Raw genomic sequence first — 25,372 nt, 5'->3', positions numbered from 1 at the left:
TTTTCACCATGCCAGCCGGCAAAATCCAGCTATTCCGCAGCCTTCAGAAGCGTCCCCGGCTCATCGCCATCCTCAAGACGCTGCCTGAGCCGCGCCCGCTCGCCGGCAGCCTTTTCGGCGTTGCCTTCCTTGATGTAGCCGAAACCGCGAATGAGAGAAGGCACCGAAGCCAGAGCAACAGCGGCCTCAGCACGCTCGGGCGACAGAAGCGCCTCGATGCGATCCAGATCGCTTTCATACTCGGCAAGCAGCCTGCGCTCCATGCGGCGCTCTTCGGTACGGCCGAAGATGTCGAGCCCGGTTCCGCGCAGGCCCTTCAGGCCCGCAAGCAGGCGGAAAGCGGTCATCATCCACGGACCGAAAGCCGACTTCCTTGGATGCCCCTGCGCATCGTGACGACCGAGGATCGGTGGCGCCAGATGGAATTCCAGATGGTCGTAGCTCTCGAACTCGGCAGCGAGCTGACGCTTGAAAGCGCCATCCGTATAGAGCCGGGCAACCTCGTACTCATCCTTGATGGCCATGAGCTTGAAGAGGTTGCGGGCGGCAGCTTCCGTCACTGCCGTTGAGCCTGGTAACGCCTTTTCCTCGGCCGCGCGCAGGCGGGCGATGCGGGCGCGATAGCGTTCCGCATAGGCCGCGTTCTGATAGCCGGTGAGGAACGTCGCACGCCGCTCGATGACCTCGTCCAGCGTCTGCGACAGGGGCTGGCGCACATTGCCATTGGACGATTTGGCGACAAGCCGGCGCACATGGTCGGGGTCATGCGCGGCGCGGCGGCCCCAGCGGAAGGCCGAGACATTCATGGACACGGCCTGCCCGTTGAGCGCGATGGCCTTCTCGATGGCTTCCGCCGATACGGGTAACCCGCCATACTGATAGGCCATGCCGAGCATGAACATGTTTGCGCCGACGGAATTGCCAAACAGCACGCTGGCCGTGCGCGTGGCGTCGAAGAAATGCGCCTTCTCCTCGCCTGCCGCAGCGCGAATGGCCTGTTTCAGCCGTTCGATGGGCAGCGAGAAATCAGCGGAGCGGGCGAAATCGCCCGGCATGACTTCCGCCGTGTTGGCCATGAACAGCGTGTGCCCGTGGCGTGCGGACGCCAGAACCTTCTTCGCGCCGGAAACGACGAGATCGCAGCCCAGAACCAGATCGGCCTCGCCTGCGGAAACGCGGATGGCGTAAATGTCTTCAGGCGTCGGCGCGATACGCAGATGCGTGAACACCGCCCCGCCCTTCTGCGCAAGGCCGGCCATGTCGATGATGCCAGCGCCCTTGCCTTCCAGATGCGCGGCCATGCCGAGGATTGCGCCGATGGTGACGACGCCGGTGCCGCCGATGCCATCCACCACGGCCGACCAGCCGCGCTCCATCTGGTAAAGCGCAGGCTCCGGCACACCTTCCAGCGGATCGTTCGCACCGGTGACGCCCTTCGCCTTCTTCAGCTTCGCCCCGTGAACGGTGACGAAGGAGGGGCAGAAGCCGTTGACGCAGGAGAAATCCTTGTTGCAGCTGGACTGGTCGATGCGGCGCTTGCGGCCGAATTCGGTTTCCTGCGGCTGCACCGAAACGCAGTTCGACTTGACGCCGCAATCGCCACAGCCCTCGCAGACGAGTTCATTGATGAACACGCGCTTGTCGGGATCGGGAAACGTGCCGCGCTTGCGACGGCGGCGTTTTTCGGCGGCGCAGGTCTGATCGTAAAGCAGAACGGAAACGCCCTTCACCTCGCGCAGATCGCGCTGCACCTGATCGAGATCGTCGCGGTGGTTGATGGTCGTGCCCTGCGGGAACGAGACCACGCCGGCATATTTTTCCGGCTCATCGCTGACCACGGCGATGCGTTCCACGCCTTCGGCGCGCACCTGATCGGCAATCATGTCGACGGTGAGACCGCCCTCATGCGGCTGGCCGCCGGTCATGGCCACGGCGTCATTGTAAAGAATCTTGTAGGTGATGTTCGCACCGGACGCGATGGCGAAGCGGATCGCCATGGAGCCGGAATGATTGTAGGTGCCGTCACCCAGATTCTGGAAGAAATGCTCGCGTTTCGAGAATGGCGCCTGACCGATGAACTGCGCGCCCTCCCCGCCCATGGCCGTGAAGCCGATATTGGAGCGGTCCATCCAGGTGGCCATGAAATGGCAGCCAATGCCACCGCCGGCGATGGAGCCCTCGGGCACATTGGTGGAAGTGTTGTGCGGGCAGCCGGAGCAAAAATAGGGTGCGCGACCGGAGACATCCTTGGTGTCGGCAAGCATCGCCTGAAACTGGCGCAGGCGCGACACATGCGCCGCGATCTCTTCGGACGGGCCGATTACCCGCAAGATGCGCTCGCCGATGGCGATGGCGATCTCGTTGGGATCGAGTGCCGCAGTGGGCGCAAACAGGCGCTCGCCCCTCTCGTTCACCTTGCCGATGATCTCCGGCTGGTTGGCCGTGCCGTACAGGTTTTCGCGCAGCTGCACCTCGATGAGCGAGCGTTTCTCCTCCACGACGATGACCATGTCGAGACCGCGCGCGAAGTCGCGCATATGCTCCACGTCGAACGGCCAGGGACAGGCCACCTTGAAGAGACGGATGCCAAGCTGGTTGGCGCGCGCCTCGTCAATGCCCAGATCGTCGAGCGCCTGACGCGTATCGAGATAACTCTTGCCGAGCGTGACAATGCCGATCTTCGCCTTCGAACCGCCGGAATAGATGATGCGGTTGAGTTTGTTGGCCTGCACGAAGGCGGCGGCGGCAGCGCGCTTGTAATCGTAAAGCCGCGCCTCCTGACCGAGCATGTTGATCTCGTTGCGGATGTTCAGCCCGCCGGGCGGCATGTCGAATTCCGGGCGAACGATGTTCAGCCGTTCAAGCGAGACATCCACGGCTGCGGTCGACTCGATGTTGTCCTTCACGCATTTGATCGCCGTCCAGGTGCCGGCGAAACGGGAGAGCGCGTAGCCGTAAAGCCCGTAATCGATGAGCTCCTGAACGCCGGCCGGGTTCAGGATGGGGATCATCGCATCCACGAAGGCGAATTCGCTGGCGTTGGCGACAGTGGAGGACTCGGCCGTGTGGTCGTCGCCCATCAGCGCCAGAACGCCGCCATGCCTGGAGGAACCGGCCTGATTGGCGTGGCGGAACACGTCGCCGGACCGGTCGACGCCCGGCCCCTTGCCATACCAGACGCCGAAAACGCCGTCATATTTGCCCTCGCCCAGAAGCTCGGTCTGCTGCGAACCCCAGCAGGCGGTGGCGGCCAGTTCCTCATTGAGGCCCGGCTGAAAAATCACATTGGACGCTTCAAGCTGCTTCTTGGCCTTCCACAGCTGGAGATCGAGACCGCCAATGGGCGATCCGCGATAGCCGGAAACGAAGCCTGCCGTGTTGAGCCCTGCGCGTCGATCACGCTCGCGCTGCATCAGGAGCATGCGGACAACCGCCTGCGCGCCGGAAACGAAGATGCGTTCCTTGGTCAGATCATACTTGTCGTCGAGCGCAACGTCATGAAGCGTCATGAATTATTTCCTCCTCCGCGGACCACGTGTTGGAAACGTTTCCGCAAGGGTAGTTTTGTATTCGGCCGGCATCCCGTCAAACGAATTTGCCGCTCGGGCCACAATGCGCAACACCGCAGCAAAGCAGCGATTTGAAAGGACATTTTATTAGCCCTGCAACGCGTGCGACGAACGAATCTAACGGCGCCGCACTTACACTTCTCCCGTTCCGTGCGGCGAGTGCAACAGCCACATCCATTAATTTAGGTGGGCAGCGCAAAAAGGCGACTTTTCTTGCGCCATTACTTTTGCAGCCGCAACAAAGCTGCTAATCACTCGATACCCGTTTTACGGGCAGGAAGGGCAGGACAGGGAACAACTGCCGCCCAACCAAAGGGGAAATGCAAGAGGGCCCATATGGCAGATCACACCGCGCAACTCGCCGTGCGCGCAAACGGCGGAGGTTTGTGACCCCGTGCGCGCAATCGCTTCTCTCGTCCGCGCCATAAGCGGATTGAACGCCTTTATCGGAAACATCTTTTCCTGGCTTTCGCTGGCCATCGTTCTGGTCTGCTTCACCGTCGTGGTGCAGCGTTATGTCTTCTCCGTCAGTTTCGTGTGGATGCAGGATCTCTACATCTGGCTGAACGGCGCAATGTTCACGGCGGTGGCCGGCTTTGCGCTGTTGAGAAACGACCATGTCCGCGTCGACATCTTCTACCGGCCCGCCAGCACAAGGCGGAAAGCCGTGGTCGACCTGATCGGCGTGTTCCTGTTCCTGCTGCCTTTCTGCTGGATCGTCGTCTATTACGGCTGGAGCTTTGTCAGCCGGTCATGGCGGCTGGGCGAAGCGTCCGCCAATGTGGGCGGCATGCCGGGGCTTTTCATACTCAAGGGGTTCATCCTTGCTTTCGCGGTGCTTTTGGCGTTGCAGGGCATCGCCATGGCGCTGCGGTCCATTCTCGTCCTCAATGACGCAGAAGACCTCCTGCCCCCTAAACTCCGTTACACCAACGATGAAGAAGAGCAGCCGGAGGCAAGCGTCTGATGGATCCGGTTCTTATTGGCGAGCTCCTTTCGGGGCTCATGTTCTTCGGCATTATCGGCTTTCTGCTCCTGGGCTTCCCGGTGGCTTTCACGCTGGCCGGCGTATCGCTCATGTTCGGCCTTGTCGGCATGTGGTTCGGCGTGTTCGACCCGTCCAATTTCGGCAGTCTGGCCAACCGCTATATCGGCTACATGACCAATGAAGTGCTGGTGGCCGTGCCGCTCTTCATCTTCATGGGCGTGATGCTCGAACGCTCCAAGATCGCCGAGCAATTGCTGCTTACGATGGGCAAGCTGTTCGGCAATCTGCGCGGCGGCCTTGGCATGTCGGTCATCATTGTCGGCGCGCTTCTTGCCGCTTCCACCGGCGTGGTGGGCGCAACGGTCGTCACGATGGGCCTGATTTCGCTGCCGGCCATGCTGCGCGCGAATTACGATCCGAAGCTGGCGACCGGCGTCATCTGCGCGTCGGGCACGCTCGGCCAGATCATCCCGCCATCCACCGTTCTCATCTTCATGGGCGACATGCTTTCGGGCATCAACGCGCAGGTGCAGATGGCCAAGGGCAATTTCGCCCCGGTGCCCGTCTCCGTCGGCGATCTGTTCGCCGGCGCGCTTCTGCCCGGCGTCATGCTGGTGGCGCTCTATCTCGGCTGGACGATCTTCAAGGCCATCTTCGATCCCGCCTCCTGCCCGGCAACGCCGGTGCCGCCTGAAGAGAAGAAAGAGCTGCTTGGCGAAGTCGCGGTGGCGCTGGTGCCGCCGCTGCTTCTGATCATGGCCGTTCTGGGCTCCATTCTGGGCGGCATCGCAACGCCGACAGAGGCCGCTTCCGTGGGCGCGGTGGGCGCAATGGTGCTGGCGGGGCTCCGCTGGCGGCTTTCCTTCGCGGTTCTGCGCGAGACGGCCATCGCCACGGCCTCCATCACCTGCATGGTGTTCATCATCCTGTTCGGCGCGTCGGTGTTCTCCATTGTCTTCCGCCTGATGGGCGGCGACAATCTGGTGCACGAGTTCCTCGCCAACCTGCCGGGCGGCACGCTGGCGGCCGTGGCCGTGGTGATGCTGATCATGTTCCTTCTGGGCTTCATCCTGGATACGTTCGAGATCATCTTCATCGTGATCCCGATCACCGCACCGATCCTGCTGGCTCTCGACGTGGACCCGGTGTGGCTCGGCGTTCTGGTGGGCGTGAACCTGCAGACGAGCTTCCTGACACCGCCCTTCGGCTTTGCGCTGTTCTATCTGCGCGGCGTCGCACCGCCCAATGTGAAGACATCGATGATCTACAAGGGCGTGCTGCCCTTCGTGGGACTGCAGGTGCTCGCAATCGCGATCATGTTCATGTTCCCGGAGATCGCGACATGGCTGCCAAGGGCGATCTACAATTAAGGCGTCCGGCAGCCGGGTGATCTCCTCCGGCTGCCGCATGCAAGGACTGCCGCTCGAGAGGCGACAGTCTGACGGCAACAAAAAAGCCCGGGCCAATGCCCGGGCTTTTTCATTTCAGCCGAAACCGGTCAGATCGAGAAGTACTTCTTGCGCGCCTCGATGAAGGGACCATCCGTGCCTTCGGTGCGGGTGCGCAGGATGTTGAGCGACTCGATGAAGCTCTCGGTCGTCTTCTTGGTGAGCGCATCACCGGAATCGCGCAGCTCGCCCATGATCTCGGCAGCGGCCACTGCACCGGCCTCGATGATATCATCGGGGAACTGACGCACATTCACGCCATGCTCTTCGACGAGCGTCTTCAGCGCGCGCGGATCGTTGGCATAGAAGTCCGAAGCCACCTGGTCGTACTCGGCCTGACAGACGTCGCGGACGATTGCCTGAAGGTCGGACGGCAGCTCCTGATACTTCGCCTTGTTGACCACCAGCTCGGTTGCCAGACCCGGCTCCACGAAGCTCGGGAAGTAGTAGTTCTTGGCAACCTGGTAGAAGCCCAGCGCCAGATCGTTGTAGGGACCGACGAACTCGGCGGCGTCCAGCGTGCCGGATTGCAGCGCCTGGAAGATCTCGCCGGCGGCCATGTTGGTGACCGTTGCGCCAAGCTTCTCCCACACGCGGCCACCGAGGCCAGGGGTGCGGAAGCGCAGACCCTTTACGGAATCAAGACCCGTAAGCTCATCGCGGAACCAACCGCCGGCCTGCGTGCCGGTGTCGCCCGACAGGAAGCCCTGAACGCCGAACTGATCGTAAATCTCATCCCAGATTTCCTGACCGCCCATGTAACGCACCCAGGCAGCCATCTCGCGCGAGGTCATGCCATAGGGAACGCCGGTGAAGAAGGAGAGCGCGGGGCTCTTGTTCTGCCAGTAATAGGCCGCGCCGTGGCTCATCTCGGCCGAACCGTCAATGACGGCGTCGAGCGACTGAAGCGGCGGCACGAGTTCACCGGCGGAGTAAACCTGTACGGTCAGGCGACCGTCGGATGCGGCGGTAATGCGGTCGGCGAGACGCTGCGCGCCAACACCCAGTCCCGGAAAATTCTTCGGCCAGGTCGTAACCATGCGCCAGGTCTGGTTGCCCTGCGCAATCGCCGGCGTGGCCAGTGCTGCAGCGCCTGCGCCGGCGCCGGCAAGGCTGGCCTTCCGGAGAAATGAACGACGATCCATGAAATACCTCCCAAGTATTCAAAAAGCGAAAAAAATGGCCGTTAAACGGCCTCTTCTACTGAACAGTGACGCGTGTAAACACAATCATCCCGTTCCGAACTGTTATCAATACACGCAGCCGCGTGGGTGTCTAGCGCGAACGGAATCTGGCCCGATGAAATTTTGAGAGTGCCTCTAGCCAGCGAAAAACCGCAGAGAAAGCCGGCTTTCAAAGAAAATACCCCTTTTCGAACCCGGCTGAATCCTCCCCAAACGCCTCAAAACGCCCCCTTACCCCTCATTTTCAACAGGAAAACGTCCACGCACACCCAGGGCGGCCCGCGCAATGTCGACTTTTGGCTCACTTGAAGCCACGCTGCATATGCAACACAAAGCAAACACCCGAGAATCATAAAAAAACGATCCGGGGGGAACACATTGCTGGGAGGAAAGCATGGCGGGGCTCCTTGGCCTTTCGCGCCTCATAGACGCTATTAATCGTTTCATCGGGAAACAGGTTTCCTGGCTCATCCTGTTCGCGGTGCTGGTCTCCGCCTACAACGCCATCGTGCGCTTTCTCGGCGACGGGCTGCCCGCCTATCTGCCGATTCCCCGCGCCTCCAACAGTCTTCTGGAACTTCAGTGGTATCTCTATGGAACCGTGTTCCTGCTGGCGTCCGCCTACACGCTGCAGCGCAATGAACACATCCGCATCGATATCATTTCGAGCCTGTTTTCCAAGCGCACGCGCGACTGGATAGACCTGTTCTGCCACATCTTCTTTCTGCTGCCCTTCGTCACGCTGATCGTCTGGCTGAGCTGGCCATGGTTTCAGCGCTCCTTCGTGTCGGGCGAGATTTCGGCCAATGCGAGCGGACTGATCATCTGGCCGGCGAAATTCATGGTGCTTGCCGGCTTCGTGCTTCTGACCGCGCAGGCGGTTTCCGAAATCATCAAGCGCTGGGCGGTTCTGAGCGGCATGATCGACGAGCCAAATCCGCAGCATGAACTCCACCCGGCAGCGGAAGCCGCCATCGAGATGGAGGAAAAGCGCGATGATTGATTTTATCGCCCACAACCTCGCGCCCATCATGTTCGTGACCGTCATGGCGATGCTGCTGATCGGCTATCCGGTCGCGTTCACGCTGGCCGCGGGCGGTCTGCTGTTCTTCGTCATCGGTGTCGAGCTCTCGCACATTTCGAGCGAGATCCGGCTCTTCTGGCCGCTCCTGCAATCGCATCCCGAGCGCATTTACGGGATCATGTACAATGACACGCTGCTGGCGATCCCGTTCTTCACCTTCATGGGACTGATCCTCGAACGTTCGCGCATGGCCGAAGACCTGCTCGACACGATCGGCCAGCTCTTCGGGCCGGTGCGCGGCGGGCTTGCCTATGCGGCGGTTCTGGTCGGCGCGCTTCTGGCGGCGACGACCGGCGTGGTCGCCGCATCGGTGATCGCGATGGGTCTGATCTCGCTGCCGATCATGATGCGCTACAATTACAATCGCGGCTTTGCGACCGGCACCATTGCCGCCTCCGGAACGCTGGCGCAGATCGTGCCGCCGTCGCTGGTGCTGATCGTCATGGCCGATCAGCTCGGCCGTTCGGTCGGCGACATGTATGTGGGCGCGTTACTGCCGGCACTGGTCATCATCGCGGCCTATTGCCTGCTGGTTTTCGCGGTCACCATCTTCAAGCCGGAATGGGCGCCCGCACTGCCGCCGGAGACACGCAAGCTCGGCGGCGGCGTCATGTCTCTCGTCCTTCTGATCGCCGCATCCGTGGCGATTTATTTCGCCACCTATCACACCGTCTTCGCCGAAATGCGCGGCGAGGTGCGGCTTGTCTGGGCGGCCACCACGGCGACGATCTTCGCGCTGCTGTTCAGCCTCGCCAACCGCTATCTCAAACTGAACATCCTCTCGCGGCTGGCCGAACAGGTGGTGATCGTGCTGATCCCGCCGCTGGCGCTGATCTTCCTCGTGCTCGGCACCATCTTCCTGGGCATCGCCACGCCGACCGAGGGCGGCGCGATGGGGGCCGCCGGAGCGCTGCTCCTCGCCATCGTCAAAAGAAGGCTCACCTTCACCGTTCTCAAACAGGCTCTCGACGCAACGACGAAGCTCTCGGCATTCGTCATGTTCATCCTGATCGGCGCGCGCGTCTTCGGCCTGACCTTCTACGGCATCAACGGCAATGTCTGGATCGAGGAGCTTCTACTGGCGCTGCCTGGCGGCGAGATCGGCTTCCTGCTCACCGTCACGGTGATCGTGTTCATTCTCGGCTGCTTCCTCGACTTCTTCGAGATCGCCTTCATCATGGTGCCGCTTCTGGTGCCGGCAGCGGAAACGCTGGGCATCGACCTGATCTGGTTCGGCGTCATCCTCGGCATCAATCTCCAGACATCGTTCCTGACGCCGCCCTTCGGCTTCTCGCTCTTCTATCTGCGCTCCATTGCGCCGATGAAGGAGTGGAAGGACGAGGTGTCCGGGCGGATATTGCCGGCGGTGAAGACGACGGAGATCTACAAGGGGGCGATCCCGTTCATCATCATCCAGTTCCTGATGATCATCCTTGTGATCAGCTTCCCCGGCCTCGTGACCCACTACAAGAAGGAAAGCACGGTCAATCCCAGCGAGGTGGAGATCAACATTCCCTCCTTCGGCAGCGGCAATGATGGCGGACCCGGATTTGGCCTGCCCGGCGGGCTCGGCAGTTCGCCCTTCGGCGCGCCACCCGGCCAGTCCGGCGGCAGCGATGGCGGCGCGCAGAACAACGGGCTGCAATTGCCGGGCCTTGGCGGCCTGCCCCCGATCGGCGCACCCGCCGGTGCGCCGGAAGCCGCGCCGCAGGAGCAGGAGCAGAAGCCGGCGACCCCGGATCTCAGCCAGCCGCCAAGCTTCGACTGACCGAACCGACAGCCAAAAGAAAACCCCGGAGCGACCGCTCCGGGGTTTTCACTGTCTGCATCCAATCAGAAGGCTAGAGCTTGCCGGCCCGCTGCTGGATCATCATGAAGGTATCGAACGTGTACTCGGAAAGCTGCGCCCACAGATAGGCGTCCTTCTTGAAGGCCTGCTGATTGTCGTAGATCTTCTTGAAGGTCGCGTTCGAGCCGTTAATCTCGCTGTAGGTCTCCATGGAGGCATTGTAGCACGCTTCCAGGATTTCCTGGCTGAACGGCCGCAGCTGCGCGCCATCCGCCACCAGCTGACGCAGGGCTGCCGGGTTCTTGTAATCGTAGCGCGCCATCATGTCGGCATTGGCCGCGCGACAGGCCGCATCGACAACGGTCTTGTAGGCATCCGGCAGTTCGTCCCACTTCTGCTTGTTGAACATGGCGTGGAGAACCGGACCGCCTTCCCACCAGCCGGGATAGTAATAATACTGGGCGACCTTGTTGAAGCCGAGCTTCTGATCGTCATAGGGGCCGACCCACTCCGTCGCGTCGATCGTGCCCTTTTCCAGCGCCGGATAGATGTCGCCGCCGGCGATCTGCTGGGGAACGACACCGAGTTTCTCGATGATCTTGCCGCCCATGCCGCCAATACGCATCTTGAGGCCCTTGAGGTCCTCGACCGTGTTGATCTCCTTGCGGAACCAGCCGCCCATCTGTGCGCCGGTGTTGCCGCATGGCAGGGCATGGAGACCCTGCTCATTGTAGAACTCGTTCATCAGCGTGTTGCCGTCGCCATAATAGAACCAGGCATTCTGCTGACGGTAATTGAGGCCGAAAGGGATGGCGGTGCCGAGCGCGTATGTCGGGTCCTTGCCCCAGTAATAATAGGAGGCCGTGTGCGCCATCTCGACCGTTCCGGTGGCGGCTGCATCGGCTGCCTGCAGACCGGGCACGATCTCGCCGGCGGCAAAGACCTGAATTTCGAAATTCCCGTCCGTCGCGCCTTTCACGAAATCGGCCATGGTCTCGGCTGCGCCGTAAATCGTGTCGAGCGCCTTGGGAAAAGACGAGGTGCAGCGCCAGGTGATCTTTGGCATTGACTGGGCGATTGCCGGCGTTGCCAGGGCTGAAGCGGCAGCGACACCCGTGCCGGCCATTCCCGCCTTCTTGATGAAGGTTCTGCGGTCCATATGTTTTCCTCCCATTCTGGAACCGTCTGCCGAAGCACGCATGCACTTCGACCCGTTTATGGTTTCGTCGCTCCATATGTTTGCTTTTCTTGAGCGCCGAAAGCCTTGCGCATCAATGCACGCAGGGGTTTTTAAGTCCAGCGCCGAGCCCCCCGTTTACGACCAATGTCGAAGGCCCAAGAAAAGGCTCAAACGCCCCTTTGGAAACGCTTCGGCAATCTCTACATTCGGCTTCAACACACAAAGCCGCCAACCTACGGAAATTCAAATGCCCACGCCCCTCATCGCCGTCACGACGGACGCAAAGGATCTTGAGAAATACACCTGGCACGCAACGCCGCAGCCCTATCTTGACGCGGCGATCTCGACCGCCGGCGTGCTGCCGGTTCTCGTGCCCTCGCTCGGCGACAAATACGACCTCGACAGCCTGCTCGAGACGGTCAACGGCGTGCTGGTGACGGGATCGGCATCCAACGTCTATCCGGCGCTCTATGGCGGAGACGCCACGGACGAGAACGGCCCCTACGACCATGCGCGCGATGCGACGACACTGCCGCTCATTCGCCGGGCCATCGAAAAGGGTGTGCCGCTTCTGGCGATCTGCCGCGGCATTCAGGAGCTCAACGTGGCGCTTGGCGGAACGCTGGCCATGGAGGTCCACGAGCGCGACGGCGCGTTCGACCATCGCGGCGACGAGGAAGCCGCCTTCGATGCGCGTTTCGCCATCCGCCAGTCGGTGAAGATCACGCCGGGCGGGTGCCTGGCGGGACTGTTCGATACGTCAGAGATCGCGGTGAACTCGGTGCACCGGCAGGCGGCATCGACTGTCGCGCCGCGCCTTCAGGTGGAAGCCATGGCCGATGACGGAACCGTTGAAGCCGTTTCGGTGAAGGATGCGCCGGGATTTGCGCTTGGCGTGCAATGGCACCCCGAATACTGGGCGCACAATGACAATGCGTCGGCACGAATCTTCAAGGCTTTCGGCGAGGCCGTTCACCGGCACGCGACCGCCCGCATCAGCGCGCGGATTGCGGCGGAATAGGCTCAGTCTTCGCGGTAGAGGCTGAGAAGGGGCGAGCTGGGTCGCAGGGACTCATAAGTCACCCCGTCGCCGGGGAAGAACTCGACCAGCGTTTCACCGGAAGCAGAGAGGAACGCGACCGTGCCATCGGCGCGTTCCTGCCAGACCCGCGCACCGGCAAGGGCGGGCACAAGCTGCGCGCAGGCGCTGTCGAGGGTCAGTTGCGCCTCGCCGGATGTGTCCGCGCGGCGCAGCTTGCACACATCTTCAAAACCGATGCGCATCAGGGTGAATTCGGAGGCGTTCGTTCCTGCAAGCGCTTCCTGCGTCAGCGGGGTTTCGGAGCCATCCCTGGCCGAAACCGCATCTGAGAAATAGCCGCCCGAGGCCAAAAGCGTGGCCAGCAATGCACCCGACACAAACAGTTTCATATAGGCGGAACCCCCAACTCAAAGTAGAATCGGAAGTTCCGCTTTCCTGGTTAACAAATCGCTAACAAAGCGCCTTTCAGCGCGTGACGGAAGCCGTTTCCGGCACCGGCGTAATCGGCTGCCCTTTGACGAACCAGGAGACGAGATTATCCGCCACCAGATCGGCCATTCCCTGCCGCGTGGCCACCGAGGCAGAGCCGACATGCGGCAGCAGGGATGCGTTCTCCACGGCAAGCAGCGCCTCGGGCACGTTGGGCTCATCCTCAAACACATCAAGCCCGGCAGCGAAGATCGTGCCATCCTCAAGCGCCCTGATGAGAGCTGCCTCATCAACCGTGCTGCCGCGACCGATATTCACGAAAACACCATTGGAGCCCAGCGCCTTCAACACCGCTTCATTGATGGCCTTGCTGGTTTCCTCGCCGCCGGGCGCGACGCAGATCAGCGTATCGACGGCAGAAGCGAGCCCCAGAAGCGTGTCGTGATAGGCATAGGGCACATCATCGACCGCTCGGCGGTTGTGATAGGCAATCGGCAGGCCAAAGGCTGCAAGACGCTGTGCAATGGCGCGGCCGATGCGGCCCATGCCGAAAATGCCGACCGTGCGCCCGCGAAGCGACCCGCGCGAGAATGGGTAAGCGCCCTCGCGCACCCAGCGGCCCTCGCGCAGCCATGCTTCGGCGCGCGGCAGCTCGCGCACCGTGTTGAGAAGGAGCCCGACGGCCGTGTCGGCAACTTCGTCAGTCAGCACGTCGGGCGTGTTGGTCACCATCACACCCTTGCGGGCGGCATGCGCGGCATCGACCGCATCATAACCCACGCCGAAATTCGCGATGATCTCAAGATTGGGCAGCGCATCGATAAAGGCGGCGTCCACCACCGTCATTGAAGCAATGCCACGCACTTTCGCGGCCATCTCTTCCGTGACCAGAGTGGCGTCGGCCTGCTCCAGCGTCAGGAGTTCAAATTCTGCATCAATGCGTTCCAGCGCGTGCGGGTGCAATCGCCCCGGCACCAGAATGGCGGTCCCCTGCGTTTCCGACAAATCCACTCTCCCAATAAGATCAACAGTAAAGGCCAGGACGAAACCGGTCAGCGCTCGACCGGTTTCCCCGTCGACTGGCGTATGTGCAGCTCCGGCTTGATCAGCTCCTGAGCAAGGTTCACATCGGCGCCGTTCAGCCGGTCCAGAAGGACCCGCGCAGCGCGGCGGCCAACTTCACGCTGACCGTTCCAGACCGTCGTCAGCGCCGGCGTGGCGATGGCGGCTTCCTCCAGATCGTCATAGCCGGTGACGGAGACATCCACCCCCGGCACGAGGCCAGCGCGCGCAATGCCGTTCATCAGGCCGATGGCAACGAGGTCGTTCCAGCAGACGGCAGCCGTCGGCTTGTCCTTGAGCGCGAGGAAAGCACCGGCGATCTCGAAGCCCGCCTGCTTGGTGCGCGGCCCCGGAAAACGCCATTGCGGCTTGATCTCCAGCCCCGCCTTCTGCATGGCGTCGACATAGCCCTGATAACGGTCGCGACCCGTAGAGGTCTGATCCGTGCCACCGATCATGGCGATGCGCGTGTGACCGAGCGAGATCAGATGATTGGTGGCCAGCCCCGTGCCATAGGCGTCGTCGCCCCGGAACACGGGCACGCGCGCGCCCTCTACCGAACGTGCAATGAGCACCGTCGGCAGACCGTTCTCCTCCACAAGACGAATGTCCTGCGGCGGCGTACCAATGGCCGGCGACATGATCACCCCGTCTGCGCCAAGCTGCAGAAGCGTGTCGATGAAGGTGCGCTGCTTCTCCAACTGGTCGTAATGGTTCGACAGCAGGAAGGTCTGGCGCGACCGGTCCAGCTCGCTTTCGATGGAGCGGAGAATCTCGGCAAAGAACGGGTTCATGATGTCGTGCACCACAACCCCGATAATGCCGGATCGCGAGGTGCGCAGGCTGGCTGCGCGCCTGTTGTAGATGTAACCGATCTCCCGCGCATGCTCCTTGATGCGCTGGCGCGTGGCATCTGCCACCAGCGGGCTGTCGCGAAGCGCGAGAGACACGGTCGCCGTTGAAACACCAAGCGCTTCGGCGATTGTTGAAAGCTTGATCTTCTGCGCCAGTCGACCTCTCCCCTACCCGCAATACCAACCCGCATCTGGTGTCGGACAACGACAGATGCGTCGTATCCAACCCAAAATCAGGTCGTGACAGATTAAGCCACCTTAAACTGTTTAAGGTTGCTTATGCCATGGCTGGGGAAAAGGTCAATCTAGTTACGCATTCTGCGTAGAAAGCTTGATCAAGCCGATCCTCGGGCGTCGCTGGAAACGCCGAAGATCCTAACTACGCATCGACCTCCGCATCTTCGTCCTCGTCAATCATGTCGTGGCTTTCGCCATTCAGATTGGCTTCGATTTTCAAGAGGAGCGTGGCGAGGGCCTTTTGATCTTTTTTATCGAATCCCTTCAGTGCGAGCTTCTCGGTTTTGCGAACCGATTTTTCGATTGCCTTGATGGCCTGCTCGCCCTGTTCGGTCAGAAAAATATGGGCACGTCGTCCGTCTTCGTCCGATAATCGCTTTTCCAAAAACCCCTGATTGGCAAGTCGATTGATTGTTTTCGTAATGGTTGGCGGCCTGACGCCTAACAGTCCGGCAAGCTGACTTGGCGCTTGCCCGTTTTCAATGGATAAGGCTAACATGATCTTGTCCTGGCCGGCATAGAAGCCGTGTGCCAGAAGCCGCTCGGCCAGAGCGGTACGTGAAAGCCTGGCGGCCGACTGCAACAACCCTATCGTCGCGCCCCTTACAGCTTTGGCCATATATTTAGTCCCCTTTAGACATCCTCGAGAATGAGTTAGAACGCCCCTGCGGTCAAAATAGCCGTAACGAAGCTCAATGCAACCTAAGATTGACCAGTTTCATACCAATGGGGATGGTCTACTTTTGGCTAAGCATACAACGTTATCTCGTCTTGAGGCAGTCGGTATTAAGCAATGACCACACAAGAAGTTCCCTCCGCTCAAGGCAAAAAGATTTCCATTTTGCCTCTGGGCGCAACAGAGCAGCATGGCCCGCACCTGCCGCCCGAAACCGACTGGATCATCGCCCAAGCCATTGCTTCAAAAGCAAAAAGCGCCTGCCCCGAAAATCTCGACATCACGTGTCTTCCGGTTGAGAAGATAGGCTATTCTATCGAACACTCGGACTCGCCGAAAACGCGCAGCCTTTCTTTCGATGAAGCCGTTGAACGCTGGGTCGGCATCGGTGAGGCGCAGAACAAAGCCGGCGCAAAAAAACTGGTCCTTTTGAACGCTCACGGCGGAAACTCACCGCTTTTGACCATCGTGGCGACGGAATTGCGCGTTCGATTCGGCATGCTGGCGGTCGCCACGAGCTGGACCCGCTTCGGCTATCCGCAGGATCTGGTCTCCGACGAGGAGCGCGCGCTGGGCATCCATGGCGGCTTCATCGAAACATCGGTCATGCTGGCGCTGCGACCGGATCTCGTCGACATGGAGAAGGCGGCAGACTTCCAGTCTGCGCAGGCCGCCTTCCGCCGCGACTTCAGGCATCTGCGCGCCTACGGGCCACACGCTTTCGGCTGGATGATGCGCGATCTCTCGCCGATGGGCGTGACAGGCAATGCGGCGGCTTCCAGCGCAGAAGCGGGCGAACGCATCATCGACAACGCAGTCACAGGCTTCGTCGAGCTGCTTGTCGATGTCGACCGGTTCGATCTGTCCCATTTCGAAGACTGACCGTGCAATCGGCAAAACGCCGTCTTATATAGTCGAGAAACCTTTCAAGTTATGCGAGAAACCATGTCCGACGCGCAGACCGAGACGCCCAGCGAAACGACCCCGAACCAGATCCCGGTCACGGTGCTGACCGGCTATCTCGGATCCGGCAAGACGACGCTTCTGAACCGCATTCTCACCGAAGACCACGGCAAGCGTTATGCGGTGATCGTCAACGAATTCGGCGAGATAGGCATCGACAACGACCTGATCGTGGAATCCGACGAGGAAATCTACGAGATGAACAATGGCTGCGTGTGCTGCACGGTGCGCGGCGACCTGGTGCGCGTGGTCGAAGGGCTGACCCGGCGTCCGGGCCGGTTCGACGCCATCGTGGTGGAGACCACGGGCCTGGCCGATCCCGCCCCCGTGGCGCAGACCTTCTTCATGGATGACGATGTGCGCGCCAAGACCCGCCTCGATGCGGTGGTCGCACTGGTCGACGCCAAGCACCTGCCGCTGCGCCTGAAGGATTCCAATGAGGCCGAAGACCAGATCGCGTTCGCCGATGTCGTGATCGTCAACAAGACCGATCTCGTGACGCCGGAAGAACTGGCGGCGGTCGAGGCAACGATCCGCGCGATCAACCCGATGGCCCGCATTCACCGCGCCGAACGCGCCGGCGTTTCGCTGACCGAGGTTCTGGACCGTGGCGCATTCGATCTGAAGCGCGTGCTCGACAATGATCCGCACTTCCTCGATCACGACGATCCGGACCATGTGTGCGGCCCCGACTGCGACCACGATCATCATCATCATGACCACGGGCATGATCACGACCATGGGCATGGGCACCACGATCATGCGCATGACCATGGCGCTGCCTCGCCGATCCACGATGCGGGCGTGAAATCACTGTCGCTGCGCGGTGGCGAGATGGACCCGAAAAAGTTCTTCCCGTGGATCGAGAAGACCACCCAGATAGACGGGCCGAGCATTCTGCGCCTCAAGGGCATCATCGCGTTCCCGGACGATCCGGACCGGTTCGTGGTGCAGGGCGTACACATGATCATCGAGGGCGATCACCAGCGCCCCTGGCGCGACGACGAAAAGCGTGAGACGCGGCTCGTCTTCATTGGCCGCGACCTCGACACCGAGCGTCTGCAGCGCACGTTCGAGGCCTGTCAGGCATAAGGCCTGACAGAGCCACACGCGCCGCGCCACACGAAAATCCATAGACCGGCATCGCCCAGGACCTGCCCACATGCCCACAGTCGCCCCGCTCGACCTCGAAAGCCATTGCATTGCCACTGCCTGGCTGAACGACATTCCGCATTTCGCGCTGGCCGATGGCGTGGTGCATCGTCTCGACAATGGCCACAAATGGGCAGAGGTTCATGACGGGCTGCTGGCCGCCTGCCCCGACGTCGATCATGCACGCCTTATCACCGGCGGCGAAGATGGACGGGTCGCAGCACTCGCGGCTGACGGCACGGTGGAAACGCTGGCCGAGATCGGCCGCAAATGGGTGACCAGCGTTGCAGCTGGTCCGCAGGGCACGGTCGGCTTTGCGGTCGGGCGCAACGCCTATGTGCGCTTTGCCGATGGAAAACAGCGCGAATTCCAGCACCCGCGCTCGGTGGAAGGCATCGCCTTTGCGCCGAAGGGGATGCGGCTTGCGGTTGCCCGCTACAATGGCGCGACGTTGCATTTTCCGGCCACCGACGGCAAGCCGACAGAGCTGGAATGGGCGGGCGCGCACACCGGCATCACCTTCTCGCCGGACGGCAAGTTCCTTGTCACCACCATGCAGGAAAACGCCCTGCACGGCTGGAAACTCGCGGATGGCAAGCATATGCGCATGGCCGGCTATCCGGGCAAGGTGAAGAGCTTTTCCTGGAGCGCCAAGGGCAAGTGGCTCGCCACTTCCGGCGCTCCGGCCGCCATTGTCTGGCCCTTCCAGGCCAAGGACGGCCCGATGGGCAAGGCGCCACTTGAGCTGGGAACACGCGGCGACACGATGGTGACGCAGGTTTGCTGCCATCCGACCGAGGAAATCGTCGCCATCGGCTATGCCGACGGCATGATCCTCGCCGGGCGCTTTGCCGACCAGAAGGAGGTGCTTCTGCGCCGGCAGGGCAAGGGTGCGATCACCGCCATGGCCTGGGACGATGATGGCCGCCGCCTTGCCTTTGGCTCCGAGACCGGTGAAAGCGGCGTGGTGGATATCGCGGGTTGAATTTCACGCCCTGTGCCTCAGTCTTTGCTTGCAGCGCGCACTGCGTCCTGTAGCTTCCTCACCTGACTGGAAGCATGGGGGAGCGAGCGGTGGATAGCAGGCGCACAGTGCAGGAGATGCCTGCCCGGCTTGAACTCACCCCCGCGACCTATCGCCATCTTCTGAAAACGGCGCATCGCCACGCATCGCACCAGATTGAAGCGGAAGACCTGCTGCATGAAACGCTGATCGCAGCGCTGAATGCCGGCAACCGGCCATGCGTGGAGAACCGCGCCTGGCTTCAGGGCGTCATGCGCAACGTGGCGGCGACGAAACGTCGGTCCGCCTATCGCCGGACAAGGCGTGAGAACGCTGCAAGCCTTTTCGAGCCTGCAGACGACGGGGATGTCCCGAGCGCGTTTCTCGCCGGCCTGCCAAGGGGCCAGAGAATTGTTGCGCTCCTCGCGCTCGGCGGTCATACGCGCAGTGAAATCCGGCACCTTCTGCGCATTTCCGATGCGAGCCTGCGTCAGCGCATTGCCGGCCTTCGCAAGCGTTGGCGCGATGCCCCGCCCGATGCAGCTCCCCTTCCCGGAAAGTTGCTGGCGGGCACGCTCGCCTTCGGCACGATCCGGCAGAACCTTCTTCCGCTGACCGGTCGCAATTCTGCATTCCTTGCAAGCCACGATCCGGACGGGCACCTCTTTGCGGTAAGTTTTTCTCACCCCAAAGCTCACAAACCTGGCTCCTGCGGCAATCAAGAAGCAGAACCAACATTGTAACATCAGGAGACACACATGCTTTCCAACGTCCGCATCGGCACCATCTGCTACTACGTCAACGACATCGACCGCACGGAAGCGTTCTACCGCGACGTGGCCGGGCTGAATGTCCAGAGGATGGAAGGGGACGAGGAGACGGGCGACTGGCTGCTGGCCAGCATCGAGAACAATATCGAACTCATCTTCTTCAAGATGGAATCCCGCCCCGGAAACACGCCCATTGTGGTGTTCGACCTCTCAGAAGGTGGCATCGACAATGTCGTGGAAGGCCTTGCCGAGAAAGGCGCGACCATTGTGACGCCCGTCAGCCATGCTCCGGGCGGCTGGTCTGCCGAATTCGCAGATCCGGACGGGCATGTCCTGTCCGTTTATCAGTCGGAAGAGCGCCCGCGCAGAAGCGCGTAACCATCACCGCACCAGAACCGCTCGCAGATCGTTGACATTCGTGCCGGTTGGCCCCGGCGCGAACAGATCGCCCAGAGCATCAAACGCGCCCCAGGCGTCATGCGCGGCAAGCAGCGCCTTCGGGTCGTGGCCGGCAGAGCGCAGCCGCGCGACGGTGCCGTGATCGGCAAAGGCGCCGGCATTCTCCTCCGACCCGTCGATGCCATCCGTATCGGCGGCGAAAGCCGAGATGCCGGAAATACCCTCGATGCCAAGCGCAAGCGCCAGAAGGAATTCGGTGTTGCGCCCGCCGCGCCCGCCGCTTCGGCGCAGCGTCACCGTGGTTTCGCCGCCCGAAAGCAGCACGACCGGCTTTCTGAAAGGCCGGTCGCGCAACGCCACCTCACGGGCAATCGCCGCATGAACGGGGCCCACCTCACGCGCCTCACCCTCAATCGCATCCGACAGGATGACGGCAGGCACGCCCTGCGCTTCGGCGGCGGCGGAGGCCGCTTCCAGCGAACGCGCGGCCGAGGCGATGACATGGACCTCATGACCTGCAAAACGCGGATCATCCGGCTTTGGTGCGTCTGCCGCCGGTGATGCGAGATGCTGCATCACCGCATCGGGCAGCTGCATGCCATGGGTCTCGATCACGGCAAGCGCGTCCGCACGGCTGGCCATGTCGGGCACGGTCGGACCGGATGAAACAAGCGCCGGGTCATCGCCGGGAATATCCGAAACAATCAGCGAGACGACGCGCGCGGGATGGGCCGCGGCGGCCAGCCTGCCGCCCTTGATTGCGGAGATGTGCTTGCGCACCGTGTTCATGGCCGAGATCGGCGCGCCGGACGCCAGAAGCGCCTCGTTGACGGCAATCTCATCGGCGAGCGTCAGGGAACCTGCGGGGGCGGGCAGCAGCGCCGATCCGCCGCCGCAGACGAGCGCGATCACCAGATCATCCGGGCCGAGCCCGTTCACGCTGTCCATGAGACGCTTTGCGCCCGAGAGGCCGGCCTCATCCGGCACCGGGTGCGCCGCCTCCAGAACCTCGATCATGCGGGTCGGCGCGCCATAGCCGTAGCGGGTGACGACCACGCCTTCCAGAGGCCCGTCCCAGGCATCTTCCAGCGCCGCCGCCATCTGGGCCGCTCCCTTGCCGGCCCCGACCACGATTGTGCGGCCCCGGGGCTTTTCCGGCAGGAATGCGCGAATGGTTTTGGCCGGGTCGGCGGCGGCGACGGCAGCGGCGAACAGTCTTGTGAAAAACGCCTTCGGATCGATGCTGCCGGTCACATGCGCCCCCAGAATTTATAAGGCGCTTTTGGCAGCCTCTCCTGCGACATAGGTTTCCACGATGGCGCGGTCGTCGGCAAGCGTCTGGAGCAGGAAAAGCTCCTCGGCCAGCGTTTCGATGCGCTCCATGCGCAGCGCCATGACCGGCGTTGCGCGCGCGTTCAGAACCACGATATCGGCGTCGGTGCCCGGTTCCAGCGTGCCCACGCGCTCCGACAGGGAAAGCGCCTCGGCATTGCCGCGCGTGATCTGCCAGAAGGAGGCAAGCGGGTTCAGCTTCTCGCCATTGAGCGCGATGACCTTGTAGCCCTCATCCATGGTGCGCAGCATGGAGTAATTGGTGCCGCCGCCCACATCCGTCGCCGAGGCCAGACGCAGCGGCTTCTCACGCTTGCGATAACGCAGATAGTCGAACAGGCCGGAACCGAGGAAGAGGTTGGAGGTGGGGCAGAACACGGCGACCGAGCCCGTGTCGGAAAGCACATCCGCCTCGCGCTCGGAAAGATGAATGCAATGGCCGAGCAGCGCCCTGGGGCCAAGCAGACCGTACTGCTCGTAGATGCCGGTATAGTCCGGCGCGTCGGGATAAAGCTCCGCCGTCAGCGCGATCTCGTCGTGATTTTCGGAGAGATGCGTCTGCATGTGAAGGTCGGGGAATTCGCGCATCAGCGCTGCGGCCATCTCCAGCTGCCCGGGGCTGGAGGTGATGGCGAAACGCGGCGTGACGGCATAATTGAGCCGGCCCCTGCCGTGCCATTCGCCGATCAGCGCCTTCGTGTCGTCGTAGGAGGACTGCGGCGTATCGGTGAGTGCGGCCGGCGCGTTGCGGTCCATCATCACCTTGCCGCCCACAACGCACATGTTGCGCGCCAGCGCCTCACCGAAAAACGCCTCCGCGCTTTCCTTGTGAACGGAGCAATAGGCAGCAACCGTGGTCGTGCCGTTGCGCAGCAGCTCATCGAAGAACAGACGGGCGATGTGACGGCCGTGCTGAATGTCGGAGAACCTGGTTTCTTCGGGGAAGGTGTAGTTGTTCAGCCAGTCCAGAAGCTCGGCGCCATAGCTCGCGATCACCTGCATCTGCGGGAAATGCGCATGGGCGTCGATGAAGCCCGGCAGAATGAGATGCGGGCGATGATCCACCACCGCGTGCCCCGCTTCTGCGCCTGCTGCGACCTCGGCAAAGCTGCCGGATGCAAGGATAACGCCATCTTCGACCAGAACCGCGCCATCCTCTTCAAACAGATAGGCGTCGTGGTCGTCGATGCTCCGCGGTTCGGCTTTGAACGACAGGAGCCGCCCGCGGATGAGTTTCTGTGCCATGCGCTAGCGCGCCTCCTCGAACCAGGTAACGATCAGTTGCCGCTCCTCGTCCGTGATGCCCGAAACATTGCCGGGCGGCATGGCGTGGCTGCGGCCTGCCTGCAGATAGATTTCACGCGCGTGCTCGGCAATAGCCGCATCCGTGTCGAGCACAACATTCTTCGGTGGGTAGGGAATGCCCTCATAGCCCGGCACCACCGCGTGGCACATGGCGCAACGTCCCATCACCGTGTCGCGCACGGCCGGAAAATGGGTCGAGGCGACGAAGGTCTGCCCCGTCGCCGAAAGCTTCGTCTCACCCGTCAGCACCTGCGGCACGGTGGAGAGCCACATGATGATGATGAAGAGAACGCCGGCCAGCCCCCAGGTCCAGTGCGGGGTGCCCTTGCGGGCGTGCACGGTGTTGAAATAGTGCCGGATCAGCACGCCGATGATGAAGATGAGCGATGCGATGATCCAGTTGAACTGGGTGCCGAAGGCCAGCGGATAATGGTTCGACAGCATCAGGAAGACGACGGGCAGCGTCAGGTAATTGTTGTGCAGCGAACGCTGCTTCGCCTGCAGGCCAAGTTTCGGGTCGGGCGTGCGCCCCGCCTTCAGATCGGCCACCACGATCTTCTGATTGGGGATGATGATCAGGAAGACATTCGCCGTCATGATCGTCGCGGTGAACGCGCCCAGATGCAGGAAGGCCGCGCGACCGGTGAAGAGCTGCGTATAGCCCCACGCCATCACCACAAGGATCACATAGAGCACCAGCATCAGCGCCGTGTCGTTCTTGCCGAGCGGCGATTTGCACAGAAGGTCGTAGAGCAGCCAGCCAAGCCCGATTGAAGCGAGCGAGATCAGGATGCCGCCCCAGGCCGGCACATCAAGCACATTGCGGTCGACCAGATAGAGATCCGCGCCCGCATAATAGACGATGGCGAGCAGCGCGAAACCGGACAGCCAGGTGGAGTAGGATTCCCATTTGAACCAGGTCAGGTGCTCGGGCATGGAGGCCGGCGCGACCATGTATTTCTGGATATGGTAGAAACCGCCGCCATGGACCTGCCATTCCTCGCCATGCACGCCCTCGGGCAGACCCGGCCGCTTCACCAGCCCCAGATCCAGCGCGATGAAATAGAAGGATGAGCCAATCCAGGCGATGGCCGTGACCACATGCAGCCAGCGCACGCCAAAGGACAGCCAGTCCCACAAAACCGCGTAATCGTTCATGCCCGTTCCCTCAACTCCCGTCAGCCCTGCCCCAATAGCCAGCCTTGTTCCTGCGCGCTTCCTTTTGCCCAACTTCGGGCGGAAAACCGGTGACCACTTTTCCTGGAATTGCTCATTCATTGTTCCTGCGCAATTCCAGACGGAAAACCGGTAACCACTTTTCCTGGAATTGCTCTGGCGGCCCAAGGTGACGGAACCCGGTATAAACGGAAAGCGGGGAAGATCACGATGACTTTCAAAAAAATATGGAAAATAATGCGCGCGAATCTTGGGGGAACCGCATGGCCTATCTCGACAATATCGCCGTTTTTGTCCGCGTCGTGGAACTCGGCAATCTGTCTTCAGCAGGCCGCGACATGCGGCTTTCTCCGGCCGTTGCCTCGAACCGGGTGAAGGAGCTCGAAAAGCATCTTGGCGTGCGGCTCTTCAACCGCACCACGCGCCAGCTCACCCCCACCGAGCAGGGCCGCGTCTTCTATGAGGGCGCGCGCAAGGTTCTCGAAGCGGTGGCGGAAGCCGAAGCCTCGGTCGCAGATCTTTCCGGCCAGCCGCGCGGCACGATCCGCGTCACCGCGCCGCTTGGCATCGGCAAGCGTCTGATCGCCAGCGGCATTCCCGAATTCCGCGACCAGTATCCCGAAATCGAGGTTCGCTTACGACTCTCCGACCATGAGGTCGACATGATGCGCGAGGGCATCGACGTCGCCTTCAAGCTCGGCATTCTGGAGAATTCCTCTTTCCGCATGCGCGGCATCATGGATTGCGAGCGCGTTTTGGCGGCGGCCCCTGATTATCTGAAACGGCGCGGCGAACCGAAGACGCCCGAAGCGCTGATCGATGAGCGGCACGACTGCCTGATGTTGCGCTTTCCCGGCGCACGCGAGCATTTCTGGATGCTGCAGACGCCGGAGGGCGCACGAAAGTTCGAGGTCGGGGGACCGTTCGATTCCGACGATGGCGACGTGATCACCGACTGGGCGCTTGCCGGGCGCGGCATCGTCAACAAGCCCCGCTTCGAGATCGAACCATTCCTGCGCGACGGGCGGCTCCAGGTGGTCTTGCCCGAAACCCCGCCAGTGCCGGTAAAGCTTGCCGCGCTCTACCCGCACAAGAAGTTTCAGGACCCCAAAGTGCGGCTTCTGGTGGACTTCATGGCAGGCCGCTGCCAGCGCATGATTGGCGCGACCCTGTCAGAGCAATAATGGTCAGCCTGCACGCAGACTTTCCAGACCGCGCTGAACAAGCTCGCGCATGAGCCGCTGATAGGGAACACCACGCTTCTTCGCCTCAGCCTTCACGGCATCCAACTGGCTTTGCGGCATGCGCATATTCACCCTTGCCGCCTTGTTCTCGAACTCGAACCCGGCGGGTTTGAATGCACCAAAATCCAGATCGGAAAGATCCTGATCGAGGAAGTCTTCCGCATCCTTATCAGTTTTCAGTTTGGGAACGCTGCGTTTCATAGCGTTTCACCTCCTTGGCATGCATATAGCGCGCTGTGATCGGACGAATAAGACGCTTCCCGTCAACCATGCGAAAGGTCACGCCCATGAACATGGGGCGGCCCTGCCGGTTGCGTCCGATGACGATGTAGCGATCTTCGGGCCCAGAGTGTGCTGGATCAGGCGCAATCAACGGGTCATGAAGAAGCGCATGTTCGATCTCGTCCTTCGAGACACCATGCTTTGCGCATTTCGGCCAGTTTCCGGTGTCCCAGTCAAAGCCCGCGATCTTCATTCATAAAGTAT

23 protein-coding genes are annotated in these 25,372 nt (G+C 61.6%); 11 read left to right on the top strand and 12 right to left on the bottom strand.

Going from position 1 to position 25,372, the window contains the following annotated elements:
* Positions 1-29: 29 nt before the first annotated feature.
* Positions 30-3,509, bottom strand: coding sequence for an indolepyruvate ferredoxin oxidoreductase family protein (locus NDI72_RS04830; RefSeq protein ID WP_283799831.1), 3,480 nt, complete (start codon positions 3,507-3,509; stop codon positions 30-32).
* A 454-nt stretch (positions 3,510-3,963) separates the two neighbouring features.
* Here NDI72_RS04830 and NDI72_RS04825 point away from each other — a divergent pair, with 454 nt between their 5' ends.
* Positions 3,964-4,536, top strand: coding sequence for a TRAP transporter small permease subunit (locus tag NDI72_RS04825; RefSeq protein WP_283799830.1), 573 nt, complete (start codon positions 3,964-3,966; stop codon positions 4,534-4,536).
* A complete protein-coding gene (locus NDI72_RS04820) occupies positions 4,536-5,927 on the top strand; it encodes a TRAP transporter large permease (protein WP_113152979.1) in 1,392 nt (463 codons plus the stop codon). Before NDI72_RS04825 ends, NDI72_RS04820 begins: the two co-directional genes overlap by 1 nt.
* A gap of 128 nt (positions 5,928-6,055) precedes the next feature.
* Here the strand turns inward: NDI72_RS04820 and NDI72_RS04815 are convergent, their stop codons facing one another.
* The gene (locus NDI72_RS04815) at positions 6,056-7,150 is read right to left on the bottom strand and encodes a TRAP transporter substrate-binding protein (protein WP_206547835.1); all 1,095 of its coding nucleotides are present in this window, start codon (positions 7,148-7,150) and stop codon (positions 6,056-6,058) included.
* Positions 7,151-7,583: 433 nt separating this feature from the next.
* Here NDI72_RS04815 and NDI72_RS04810 point away from each other — a divergent pair, with 433 nt between their 5' ends.
* Entirely contained in the window at positions 7,584-8,192 is a 609-nt protein-coding gene (locus NDI72_RS04810; protein ID WP_283799829.1) for a TRAP transporter small permease subunit, read from the top strand.
* Positions 8,185-10,041, top strand: coding sequence for a TRAP transporter large permease (locus tag NDI72_RS04805; RefSeq protein WP_283799828.1), 1,857 nt, complete (start codon positions 8,185-8,187; stop codon positions 10,039-10,041). Before NDI72_RS04810 ends, NDI72_RS04805 begins: the two co-directional genes overlap by 8 nt.
* Positions 10,042-10,114: 73 nt before the next feature.
* Here NDI72_RS04805 and NDI72_RS04800 read toward each other — a convergent pair whose 3' ends face one another.
* The gene (locus tag NDI72_RS04800; protein ID WP_113152983.1) at positions 10,115-11,221 is read right to left on the bottom strand and encodes a TRAP transporter substrate-binding protein; all 1,107 of its coding nucleotides are present in this window, start codon (positions 11,219-11,221) and stop codon (positions 10,115-10,117) included.
* Positions 11,222-11,489: 268 nt separating this feature from the next.
* On the opposite strand from NDI72_RS04800, the gene NDI72_RS04795 reads away from it, so the two are divergent.
* A complete protein-coding gene (locus tag NDI72_RS04795; protein WP_283799827.1) occupies positions 11,490-12,263 on the top strand; it encodes a gamma-glutamyl-gamma-aminobutyrate hydrolase family protein in 774 nt (257 codons plus the stop codon).
* 2 nt (positions 12,264-12,265) lie between these two features.
* On the opposite strand, the gene NDI72_RS04790 is transcribed toward NDI72_RS04795, so the two are convergent.
* From NDI72_RS04790 to NDI72_RS04775, 4 genes are all read right to left on the bottom strand, one after another.
* On the bottom strand, positions 12,266-12,673 hold the full coding sequence (locus tag NDI72_RS04790; RefSeq protein ID WP_283799826.1) for a hypothetical protein: 408 nt from the start codon (positions 12,671-12,673) through the stop codon (positions 12,266-12,268).
* A gap of 76 nt (positions 12,674-12,749) precedes the next feature.
* A complete protein-coding gene (locus NDI72_RS04785; RefSeq protein ID WP_283799825.1) occupies positions 12,750-13,718 on the bottom strand; it encodes a 2-hydroxyacid dehydrogenase in 969 nt (322 codons plus the stop codon).
* A 47-nt stretch (positions 13,719-13,765) separates the two neighbouring features.
* Positions 13,766-14,785 (bottom strand): LacI family DNA-binding transcriptional regulator, encoded by a 1,020-nt coding sequence (locus tag NDI72_RS04780; RefSeq protein WP_113152987.1) that lies wholly within the window; start codon positions 14,783-14,785, stop codon positions 13,766-13,768.
* Between the two features lie 223 nt (positions 14,786-15,008).
* Positions 15,009-15,485: a MarR family winged helix-turn-helix transcriptional regulator gene (locus NDI72_RS04775; RefSeq protein WP_113152988.1), complete on the bottom strand. Its 477-nt coding sequence runs from the start codon at positions 15,483-15,485 to the stop codon at positions 15,009-15,011.
* Between the two features lie 174 nt (positions 15,486-15,659).
* Between NDI72_RS04775 and NDI72_RS04770 the strand changes: the two genes are divergently transcribed.
* The 5 genes from NDI72_RS04770 (at position 15,660) to NDI72_RS04750 (ending at position 19,808) form a co-directional block, all read left to right on the top strand.
* The gene (locus NDI72_RS04770; protein ID WP_283799824.1) at positions 15,660-16,424 is read left to right on the top strand and encodes a creatininase family protein; all 765 of its coding nucleotides are present in this window, start codon (positions 15,660-15,662) and stop codon (positions 16,422-16,424) included.
* A gap of 63 nt (positions 16,425-16,487) precedes the next feature.
* The gene (locus tag NDI72_RS04765; protein WP_206544222.1) at positions 16,488-17,597 is read left to right on the top strand and encodes a CobW family GTP-binding protein; all 1,110 of its coding nucleotides are present in this window, start codon (positions 16,488-16,490) and stop codon (positions 17,595-17,597) included.
* Positions 17,598-17,667: 70 nt separating this feature from the next.
* The gene (locus tag NDI72_RS04760; protein WP_206544223.1) at positions 17,668-18,642 is read left to right on the top strand and encodes a WD40 repeat domain-containing protein; all 975 of its coding nucleotides are present in this window, start codon (positions 17,668-17,670) and stop codon (positions 18,640-18,642) included.
* Positions 18,643-18,731: 89 nt separating this feature from the next.
* Positions 18,732-19,403 carry an RNA polymerase sigma factor gene (locus NDI72_RS04755; RefSeq protein ID WP_206547842.1) on the top strand — a complete coding sequence of 224 codons (672 nt, stop codon included), beginning with the start codon at positions 18,732-18,734 and terminating at the stop codon, positions 19,401-19,403.
* A 15-nt stretch (positions 19,404-19,418) separates the two neighbouring features.
* Complete coding sequence (locus NDI72_RS04750; protein WP_206547843.1) at positions 19,419-19,808, top strand: VOC family protein; 390 nt, start codon at positions 19,419-19,421, stop codon at positions 19,806-19,808.
* A 3-nt stretch (positions 19,809-19,811) separates the two neighbouring features.
* Here NDI72_RS04750 and NDI72_RS04745 read toward each other — a convergent pair whose 3' ends face one another.
* The 3 genes from NDI72_RS04745 to NDI72_RS04735 are packed head-to-tail and all read right to left on the bottom strand — an operon-like array spanning position 19,812 to position 23,624.
* Entirely contained in the window at positions 19,812-21,083 is a 1,272-nt protein-coding gene (locus NDI72_RS04745) for a glycerate kinase type-2 family protein (protein WP_283799823.1), read from the bottom strand.
* A gap of 15 nt (positions 21,084-21,098) precedes the next feature.
* Positions 21,099-22,406, bottom strand: coding sequence for a guanine deaminase (gene guaD, locus NDI72_RS04740; protein ID WP_283799822.1), 1,308 nt, complete (start codon positions 22,404-22,406; stop codon positions 21,099-21,101).
* Positions 22,407-22,409: 3 nt separating this feature from the next.
* Complete coding sequence (locus tag NDI72_RS04735) at positions 22,410-23,624, bottom strand: urate hydroxylase PuuD (protein ID WP_113152996.1); 1,215 nt, start codon at positions 23,622-23,624, stop codon at positions 22,410-22,412.
* A gap of 281 nt (positions 23,625-23,905) precedes the next feature.
* On the opposite strand from NDI72_RS04735, the gene NDI72_RS04730 reads away from it, so the two are divergent.
* Positions 23,906-24,826: a LysR family transcriptional regulator gene (locus NDI72_RS04730; RefSeq protein ID WP_206544227.1), complete on the top strand. Its 921-nt coding sequence runs from the start codon at positions 23,906-23,908 to the stop codon at positions 24,824-24,826.
* A gap of 3 nt (positions 24,827-24,829) precedes the next feature.
* Here NDI72_RS04730 and NDI72_RS04725 read toward each other — a convergent pair whose 3' ends face one another.
* Together NDI72_RS04725 and NDI72_RS04720 are read right to left on the bottom strand one after the other, a co-directional pair.
* Positions 24,830-25,087: a CopG family antitoxin gene (locus NDI72_RS04725; RefSeq protein WP_065815836.1), complete on the bottom strand. Its 258-nt coding sequence runs from the start codon at positions 25,085-25,087 to the stop codon at positions 24,830-24,832.
* Complete coding sequence (locus NDI72_RS04720) at positions 25,056-25,361, bottom strand: BrnT family toxin (RefSeq protein ID WP_113152997.1); 306 nt, start codon at positions 25,359-25,361, stop codon at positions 25,056-25,058. The genes NDI72_RS04725 and NDI72_RS04720 overlap by 32 nt, the downstream gene beginning before the upstream one ends.
* Positions 25,362-25,372: the final 11 nt, after the last annotated feature.

Origin of the sequence: Nitratireductor sp. GZWM139 (assembly GCF_030068685.1) — a bacterium.
Lineage (GTDB): Bacteria > Pseudomonadota > Alphaproteobacteria > Rhizobiales > Rhizobiaceae > Nitratireductor > Nitratireductor aquimarinus.
Note: the sequence above shows the minus strand (reverse complement) of the source record. Positions and strands in the feature narration are given on the sequence as shown.